Genomic DNA, 8,260 nt, shown 5'->3' with positions numbered 1-8,260 from the left:
CTGAAAATGCCGGCCTTTGAATGGGTTCATGTGCAGCTCCATCAGCAAAAGGGGATGATAAGTTTATCACCACCGACTATTTGCAACAGTGCCGTTGATCGTGCTATGATCGACTGATGTCATCAGCGGTGGAGTGCAATGTCGTGCAATACGAATGGCGAAAAGCCGAGCTCATCGGTCAGCTTCTCAACCTTGGGGTTACCCCCGGCGGTGTGCTGCTGGTCCACAGCTCCTTCCGTAGCGTCCGGCCCCTCGAAGATGGGCCACTTGGACTGATCGAGGCCCTGCGTGCTGCGCTGGGTCCGGGAGGGACGCTCGTCATGCCCTCGTGGTCAGGTCTGGACGACGAGCCGTTCGATCCTGCCACGTCGCCCGTTACACCGGACCTTGGAGTTGTCTCTGACACATTCTGGCGCCTGCCAAATGTAAAGCGCAGCGCCCATCCATTTGCCTTTGCGGCAGCGGGGCCACAGGCAGAGCAGATCATCTCTGATCCATTGCCCCTGCCACCTCACTCGCCTGCAAGCCCGGTCGCCCGTGTCCATGAACTCGATGGGCAGGTACTTCTCCTCGGCGTGGGACACGATGCCAACACGACGCTGCATCTTGCCGAGTTGATGGCAAAGGTTCCCTATGGGGTGCCGAGACACTGCACCATTCTTCAGGATGGCAAGTTGGTACGCGTCGATTATCTCGAGAATGACCACTGCTGTGAGCGCTTTGCCTTGGCGGACAGGTGGCTCAAGGAGAAGAGCCTTCAGAAGGAAGGTCCAGTCGGTCATGCCTTTGCTCGGTTGATTCGCTCCCGCGACATTGTGGCGACAGCCCTGGGTCAACTGGGCCGAGATCCGTTGATCTTCCTGCATCCGCCAGAGGCGGGATGCGAAGAATGCGATGCCGCTCGCCAGTCGATTGGCTGAGCTCATGAGCGGAGAACGAGATGACGTTGGAGGGGCAAGGTCGCGCTGATTGCTGGGGCAACACGTGGAGCGGATCGGGGATTGTCTTTCTTCAGCTCGCTGATGATATGCTGACGCTCAATGCCGTTTGGCCTCCGACTAACGAAAATCCCGCATTTGGACGGCTGATCCGATTGGCACGGCGGACGGCGAATGGCGGAGCAGACGCTCGTCCGGGGGCAATGAGATATGAAAAAGCCTGAACTCACCGCGACGTCTGTCGAGAAGTTTCTGATCGAAAAGTTCGACAGCGTCTCCGACCTGATGCAGCTCTCGGAGGGCGAAGAATCTCGTGCTTTCAGCTTCGATGTAGGAGGGCGTGGATATGTCCTGCGGGTAAATAGCTGCGCCGATGGTTTCTACAAAGATCGTTATGTTTATCGGCACTTTGCATCGGCCGCGCTCCCGATTCCGGAAGTGCTTGACATTGGGGAATTCAGCGAGAGCCTGACCTATTGCATCTCCCGCCGTGCACAGGGTGTCACGTTGCAAGACCTGCCTGAAACCGAACTGCCCGCTGTTCTGCAGCCGGTCGCGGAGGCCATGGATGCGATCGCTGCGGCCGATCTTAGCCAGACGAGCGGGTTCGGCCCATTCGGACCGCAAGGAATCGGTCAATACACTACATGGCGTGATTTCATATGCGCGATTGCTGATCCCCATGTGTATCACTGGCAAACTGTGATGGACGACACCGTCAGTGCGTCCGTCGCGCAGGCTCTCGATGAGCTGATGCTTTGGGCCGAGGACTGCCCCGAAGTCCGGCACCTCGTGCACGCGGATTTCGGCTCCAACAATGTCCTGACGGACAATGGCCGCATAACAGCGGTCATTGACTGGAGCGAGGCGATGTTCGGGGATTCCCAATACGAGGTCGCCAACATCTTCTTCTGGAGGCCGTGGTTGGCTTGTATGGAGCAGCAGACGCGCTACTTCGAGCGGAGGCATCCGGAGCTTGCAGGATCGCCGCGGCTCCGGGCGTATATGCTCCGCATTGGTCTTGACCAACTCTATCAGAGCTTGGTTGACGGCAATTTCGATGATGCAGCTTGGGCGCAGGGTCGATGCGACGCAATCGTCCGATCCGGAGCCGGGACTGTCGGGCGTACACAAATCGCCCGCAGAAGCGCGGCCGTCTGGACCGATGGCTGTGTAGAAGTACTCGCCGATAGTGGAAACCGACGCCCCAGCACTCGTCCGAGGGCAAAGGAATAGAGTAGATGCCGACCGAACAAGAGCTGATTTCGAGAACGCCTCAGCCAGCAACTCGCGCGAGCCTAGCAAGGCAAATGCGAGAGAACGGCCTTACGCTTGGTGGCACAGTTCTCGTCCACAGTTCGCTAAGCTCGCTCGGCTGGGTCGCGGGAGGGCCGGTCGCAGTGATTCAGGCCCTTCTGGATTGTGTTGGTCCCCAGGGCACGATTGTCATGCCCACGCACTCGGGTGATCTGACTGATCCCGCAGATTGGAGATCGCCGCCCGTGCCTGCCGATTGGGTGCAGATCTTGCGCAACGAGATGCCGGCATACGATCCGCAAACCACACCAACTCGGAACATGGGTGCAGTGGCTGAATTGTTCCGGGCGTGTCGCAAACACTTTTGGAGGCAGCTATCACCCAGCCAAGGCCGGTATTTTCATGCTTTGTTAACCTTTTGCAGTCCGAAGAGGCGCGCAAGCAAATCATTCTGGTCATTGACGGTCCAGCCGCCTGAAAAGCCAAAGCCCTTCCGCAGCCACAGCATCGCCTCGAAACCCGCGATGGTTCGCCGCGCCGTGTTAAAGGATTGGAAACCGCCGATCTTCGGCATGTTCTTCTTCACCCGGAAATGGTCGCTCTCAATCCCCTGCTGGAGATGTTTGGTCACATAATGCACGGGATCGGGATGGAGAAGCCCATCATCAACCGACGTTTTGATCGTTGACGGGAAGGTGTTGGCCCCGTCCGTCCCAATCCTGTTCGGCGACAACAAGGGTTCATCTTTAAGCATCTTTCGGAAGAACCGCTTGGCAGCGTCGAGATCGCGCTTAGCGGTCAGCAGGAAATCCACCGGATTGCCATGCTTATCGATGGCTCGGTACAGATAGCGCCATTTGCCGCGGATCTTGACATAGGTCTCATCAATCCGGACCGAGCCGCAATGGGGTCGACGAAACTGCCGCAGCCGTTTCTCGATGACAGGTGCATAAGCCAATACCCAGCGGTTGATCGTGCTATGATCGACCTCGAAGCCCCGCTCGCGAAACATCTCTTCCAAGTCACGATAGCTGAGCGGGTAGCGCAAGTACCAGGCAACCGCCTGTACAATCAGCCAGGCCTCGAAATGCCTGCCCTTGAAATCATCCTTCGACTGGCGCTTCAGCTTTTCGGCAATGGTATTCAAAATCATCGGCTCGCTCCGCAATATCAGGAGCGGCAACTTCTCTCCCCATGGTCAACATCGAGTTAACCTGAAGAATTTGCGACAAGGCCATGCGTTCCGCTCCGGAGATGTCTGGCTTACTAGGTCCCGGCGCTATGGCGATCTGAAACACGCACTCGTTCCGGCACAATCCATCGCGGAAGGCGGTCGTCTCGCTGTGCCATTGCGGCCGGAGGAATGGCTGGCAGACCGGCAAGCTCGCCTCGACATGCGGTTGCGCGAGCTTGGCCGTGCCGCTCGCGCAGGCACGATCCCGGGCGGGTCGATTGAAAACGGCGTTCTGCATATCGAGAAACTCGAAGCCGCCGCGCCGACAGGCGCCGAAGATCTGGTGCTCGATCTCTACAAGCAGATCCCGCCCACGCGCATCACCGATCTCCTGCTGGAGGTGGATGCGGCGACCGGCTTCACCGAAGCGTTCACCCATCTGCGCACAGGAGCACCCTGCGCTGACCGGATCGGGCTAATGAACGTTATCTTGGCGGAAGGGATCAACCTCGGCTTGCGCAAAATGGCGGATGCGACAAACACCCACACCTTCTGGGAATTGATCCGCATTGGACGGTGGCATGTCGAGGGCGAAGCCTATGACCGGGCGCTGGCCATGGTGGTCGAGGCACAGGCAGCGTTACCCATGGCCCGGTTCTGGGGCATGGGCACGTCGGCTTCGAGCGACGGACAGTTCTTCGTCGCTACAGAGCAAGGTGAGGCCATGAACCTGGTCAACGCGAAATATGGCAATACCCCGGGCCTGAAAGCCTATAGCCACGTCTCCGACCAATATGCGCCGTTCGCAACCCAGGTGATTCCTGCAACGGCAAGCGAAGCGCCTTACATCCTCGATGGCCTGCTGATGAACGATGCTGGACGCCATATCCGCGAGCAGTTCACCGACACGGGCGGCTTCACCGATCACGTCTTTGCCGCATGTGCCATTCTCGGCTACCGGTTCGCTCCGCGCATCCGCGACCTGCCATCCAAACGGCTCTACGCGTTCAATCCGTCGGCCGCCCCGGCGCACCTGCGAGCGTTGATCGGCGGAAAGGTCAACCAAGCCATGATCGAGCGCAATTGGCCCGACATCCTGCGCATCGCCGCCACCATTGCTGCCGGGACCGTCGCGCCAAGCCAGATTCTGCGGAAACTCGCCTCCTATCCGCGGCAGAACGAGCTCGCGACAGCCCTGCGGGAAGTCGGTCGCGTCGAGCGCACCCTGTTCATGATCGACTGGATTCTGGATGCCGAACTCCAACGGCGTGCCCAGATCGGGCTCAACAAAGGCGAAGCTCATCATGCGCTGAAGCGGGCAATCAGCTTCCACCGCCGCGGTGAAATCCGCGACCGTTCCGCCGAAGGCCAGCATTACCGCATCGCCGGCATGAATCTGCTCGCCGCCATCATCATCTTCTGGAACACCATGAAGCTCGGCGAGGTCGTTGCAAACCAGAAACGCGATGGAAAGCTGCTATCGCCCGATCTCTTGGCCCATGTTTCGCCGCTCGGATGGGAACACATCAATCTCACCGGAGAATATCGCTGGCCAAAGCCTTAGCGTAGGATTCCGCCCCCTCCCGCAAACGACCCCATCCAGAGTTAGCTGTAGAAATGATTATGCCAGTCAAGGCTTTTGAAGAATTCTGCGCACACCATCAAGTACAGCACCTAAGTACGGATGATTTTGCAAAGATTGAATATGACCGCATGAAGTGGCGATTTGGACAGGCCGGTATTAGAGAATAAAAACTCTAGTCTTTATTAAAAAATCAGGAAGATTTATATGCAAATTGATATTAAAACATCTTCAGTTAAGCCTTTAAGAAATACTTATGCTTATATTGAAAAAAGATTTGGTGATAAACCAGCTTCACGTTATCAAGAAGCGACCTACGATATTCAGGAAGAAATTAATTTTCATTACAAACCTTTATGGCAGCCTGAATTTGATCTTTACGATAAGGGCCGTACTGTAATCCAAATGAAAGATTGGTACGTGCTTAAAGATCCTCGTCAATTTTATTATGGGGTTTATACCCAAACTCGAGCTAAACAACAAGAGATTTTAGAAAGTAATTTTACGCTTGTTGAAAAACACGATTTATTAAGAAATATTTCTGAAGAAATTCTAAACAAAGTAACGAAATTACTACTCCCACTTTATTGTAAACAAGACATTTTTATCTTTTATATTCAATGGCTTATTTTCCTGCTAATTGGTAATACCATGAAAAATACCATGCTCAGAAAAGGCTTAACAATATTTTGAAAAATTGCCTACTGAGCGCTGCCGCACAGCTCCATAGGCCGCTTTCCTGGCTTTGCTTCCAGATGTATGCTCTTCTGCTCCTGCAGCTAATGGATCACCGCAAACAGGTTACTCGCCTGGGGATTCCCTTTCGACCCGAGCATCCGTATGAGACTCATGCTCGATTATTATTATTATACTCTGTACACGACAAATTTCACAGAACCCTTATCCTATCAGGATTCTGCTTTCTTAAAATTGCCAAAATTTCCTTAAACTCTTCTTTTTTCCCAAAACCAATTAAACGCTGAATCGCCATTTGAACATAGTCTAAACCATAGCGAAATAAACTCATTGAGAGTCGTCCATGCTTCTTTATTTTTATCGCTTTTTTTTGATTATGTTGCCATTCACCCGTTAAGTAACACCAACAGAAGCTTATAGCTAACACCGCAATCAATTTTTTCACTCGTCTAGGGTCTGTCAAGCGCGTATTTTCAAGATTAAACCCGCGTCCTTTGAGACAACTGAATAAGGTTTCAATTTCCCAGCGTAATGCATAATCCTGAATAGCATTGGCATTAAACTGAGGAGAAACGACGAGTAAAAGCTCTCCATTTTCTAACTGTAGTGCACTTATATATAGTTTCACCCGACCAACCAAAATCCGTCGTTTACGACATTCAATTTGACCAACTTTAAGATGGCGAAATAAATCACTAATTTTATGATTCTTTCCTAAATGATTGGTGACAATGAAGTTTTTTTAACACGAATGCAGAAGTTGATGTCTTGTTCAATTAACCATGTAAACCACTGCTCACCGATAAACTCTCTGTCTGCGAACACATTCACAATACGGTCTTTACCAAAAATGGCTATAAAGCGTTGAATCAAAGCAATACGCTCTTTCGTATCTGAATTTCCACGTTTATTAAGCAATGTCCAAAGGATAGGTATCGCTATTCCACGATAAACGATTGCGAGCATCAGGATATTAATATTTCGTTTTCCCCATTTCCAATTGGTTCTATCTAAAGTCAGTTGCACTTGGTCGAATGAAAACATATTGAAAATCAACTGAGAAATTTGACGATAATCAAAATACTGACCTGCAAAGAAGCGCTGCATACGTCGATAAAATGATTGTGGTAAACACTTGATGGGCAAGGCTTTAGATGCAGAAGAAAGATTACATGTTTGCTTTAAAATAATCACAAGCATGATGAGCGCAAAGCACTTTAAATGTGACTTGTTCCATTTTAGAGATTTGTTTAAGATAAGATATAACTCATTGAGATGTGTCATAGTATTCGTCGTTAGAAAACAATTATTGTGACATTATTTCAATGAGTTATCTATTTTTGTCGTGTACAGAGATTATTATAGAAGCCCCCATGAATAAATCGCTCATCATTTTCGGCATCGTCAACATAACCTCGGACAGTTTCTCCGATGGAGGCCGGTATCTGGCGCCAGACGCAGCCATTGCGCAGGCGCGTAAGCTGATGGCCGAGGGGGCAGATGTGATCGACCTCGGTCCGGCATCCAGCAATCCCGACGCCGCGCCTGTTTCGTCCGACACAGAAATCGCGCGTATCGCGCCGGTGCTGGACGCGCTCAAGGCAGATGGCATTCCCGTCTCGCTCGACAGTTATCAACCCGCGACGCAAGCCTATGCCTTGTCGCGTGGTGTGGCCTATCTCAATGATATTCGCGGTTTTCCAGACGCTGCGTTCTATCCGCAATTGGCGAAATCATCTGCCAAACTCGTCGTTATGCATTCGGTGCAAGACGGGCAGGCAGATCGGCGCGAGGCACCCGCTGGCGACATCATGGATCACATTGCGGCGTTCTTTGACGCGCGCATCGCGGCGCTGACGGGTGCCGGTATCAAACGCAACCGCCTTGTCCTTGATCCCGGCATGGGGTTTTTTCTGGGGGCTGCTCCCGAAACCTCGCTCTCGGTGCTGGCGCGGTTCGATGAATTGCGGCTGCGCTTCGATTTGCCGGTGCTTCTGTCTGTTTCGCGCAAATCCTTTCTGCGCGCGCTCACAGGCCGTGGTCCGGGGGATGTCGGGGCCGCGACACTCGCTGCAGAGCTTGCCGCCGCCGCAGGTGGAGCTGACTTCATCCGCACACACGAGCCGCGCCCCTTGCGCGACGGGCTGGCGGTATTGGCGGCGCTGAAAGAAACCGCAAGAATTCGTTAACTGCACATTCGGGATATTTCTCTATATTCGCGGTTCAGCAGGCATGTCCCCTTTGAGGGCGACCCGACGACAGGATAATCGACCTTATGGTGCGCAAATATTTCGGCACAGACGGTATTCGTGGCAAAGCCAACGAAGGCGCGATGACGGCGGAAACCGCCTTGCGCGTCGGCATGGCGGCTGGCCGTGTCTTTCGTCGCGGTGACCACCGCCATCGTGTCGTGATCGGCAAGGATACGCGCCTGTCGGGCTATATGCTTGAACCCGCGCTCACAGCCGGTTTCACCTCGATGGGCATGGACGTATTCCTTTTTGGCCCGCTGCCGACAACGTATAGGAAGAATAAACGCCCTTTTCACCCAAGTCCAACAGCTTTGGACCGCAGTTGACTCTTTCGACACCCCTGCGATGCAACCCAATCCGG

8 protein-coding genes and 2 pseudogenes are annotated in these 8,260 nt (G+C 53.3%); 8 read left to right on the top strand and 2 right to left on the bottom strand.

Going from position 1 to position 8,260, the window contains the following annotated elements; genetic code table 11:
• Positions 1–143 precede the first annotated feature (143 nt).
• The 3 genes and pseudogenes from aac(3)-IVa to ACOTX4_RS25150 all read left to right on the top strand — a co-directional run.
• Positions 144–920 carry an aminoglycoside N-acetyltransferase AAC(3)-IVa gene (gene aac(3)-IVa, locus ACOTX4_RS25160; RefSeq protein ID WP_001199192.1) on the top strand — a complete coding sequence of 259 codons (777 nt, stop codon included), beginning with the start codon at positions 144–146 and terminating at the stop codon, positions 918–920.
• 228 nt (positions 921–1,148) lie between these two features.
• Positions 1,149–2,174: an aminoglycoside O-phosphotransferase APH(4)-Ia gene (gene aph(4)-Ia / locus ACOTX4_RS25155; protein ID WP_000742814.1), complete on the top strand. Its 1,026-nt coding sequence runs from the start codon at positions 1,149–1,151 to the stop codon at positions 2,172–2,174.
• Positions 2,175–2,179: 5 nt separating this feature from the next.
• A pseudogene (locus ACOTX4_RS25150) lies at positions 2,180–2,533 on the top strand (AAC(3) family N-acetyltransferase); the annotation flags it as partial.
• A 62-nt stretch (positions 2,534–2,595) separates the two neighbouring features.
• Here the strand turns inward: ACOTX4_RS25150 and ACOTX4_RS25145 are convergent.
• The gene (locus ACOTX4_RS25145) at positions 2,596–3,348 is read right to left on the bottom strand and encodes an IS6 family transposase (protein WP_000602738.1); all 753 of its coding nucleotides are present in this window, start codon (positions 3,346–3,348) and stop codon (positions 2,596–2,598) included.
• A gap of 85 nt (positions 3,349–3,433) precedes the next feature.
• Between ACOTX4_RS25145 and ACOTX4_RS25140 the strand changes: the two are divergent.
• The 3 genes and pseudogenes from ACOTX4_RS25140 to ACOTX4_RS25130 form a co-directional block, all read left to right on the top strand.
• A pseudogene (locus ACOTX4_RS25140) lies at positions 3,434–4,933 on the top strand (Tn3 family transposase); the annotation flags it as partial.
• Between the two features lie 53 nt (positions 4,934–4,986).
• Entirely contained in the window at positions 4,987–5,121 is a 135-nt protein-coding gene (locus ACOTX4_RS25135) for a phenol hydroxylase subunit (RefSeq protein WP_223231885.1), read from the top strand.
• A 37-nt stretch (positions 5,122–5,158) separates the two neighbouring features.
• The gene (locus ACOTX4_RS25130; RefSeq protein ID WP_061456197.1) at positions 5,159–5,644 is read left to right on the top strand and encodes a phenol hydroxylase; all 486 of its coding nucleotides are present in this window, start codon (positions 5,159–5,161) and stop codon (positions 5,642–5,644) included.
• Positions 5,645–5,840: 196 nt separating this feature from the next.
• On the opposite strand, the gene ACOTX4_RS25125 is transcribed toward ACOTX4_RS25130, so the two are convergent.
• Positions 5,841–6,931, bottom strand: a protein-coding gene (locus ACOTX4_RS25125; RefSeq protein WP_085940648.1) for an IS4-like element ISAba1 family transposase whose coding sequence is annotated in 2 segments (ribosomal slippage) — positions 5,841–6,391 and positions 6,391–6,931 — 1,092 coding nt in all. Because the reading frame shifts where the segments join, the coding sequence is not laid out codon by codon here.
• Positions 6,932–7,020: 89 nt separating this feature from the next.
• On the opposite strand from ACOTX4_RS25125, the gene sul2 reads away from it, so the two are divergent.
• Both sul2 and ACOTX4_RS25115 read left to right on the top strand, forming a co-directional pair.
• Complete coding sequence (gene sul2, locus ACOTX4_RS25120; protein WP_001043260.1) at positions 7,021–7,836, top strand: sulfonamide-resistant dihydropteroate synthase Sul2; 816 nt, start codon at positions 7,021–7,023, stop codon at positions 7,834–7,836.
• Positions 7,837–7,922: 86 nt separating this feature from the next.
• On the top strand, positions 7,923–8,225 hold the full coding sequence (locus ACOTX4_RS25115) for a phosphoglucosamine mutase (RefSeq protein WP_000251875.1): 303 nt from the start codon (positions 7,923–7,925) through the stop codon (positions 8,223–8,225).
• The last annotated feature ends 35 nt before the right edge of the window (positions 8,226–8,260 follow it).

Source organism: Enterobacter cloacae complex sp. IR5459 (assembly GCF_049238005.1).
Taxonomy (GTDB): domain Bacteria; phylum Pseudomonadota; class Gammaproteobacteria; order Enterobacterales; family Enterobacteriaceae; genus Enterobacter; species Enterobacter hormaechei_C.
The sequence above is the reverse complement of the archived record's forward strand: the minus strand, read 5'-3'. Positions and strand labels throughout refer to the sequence as shown.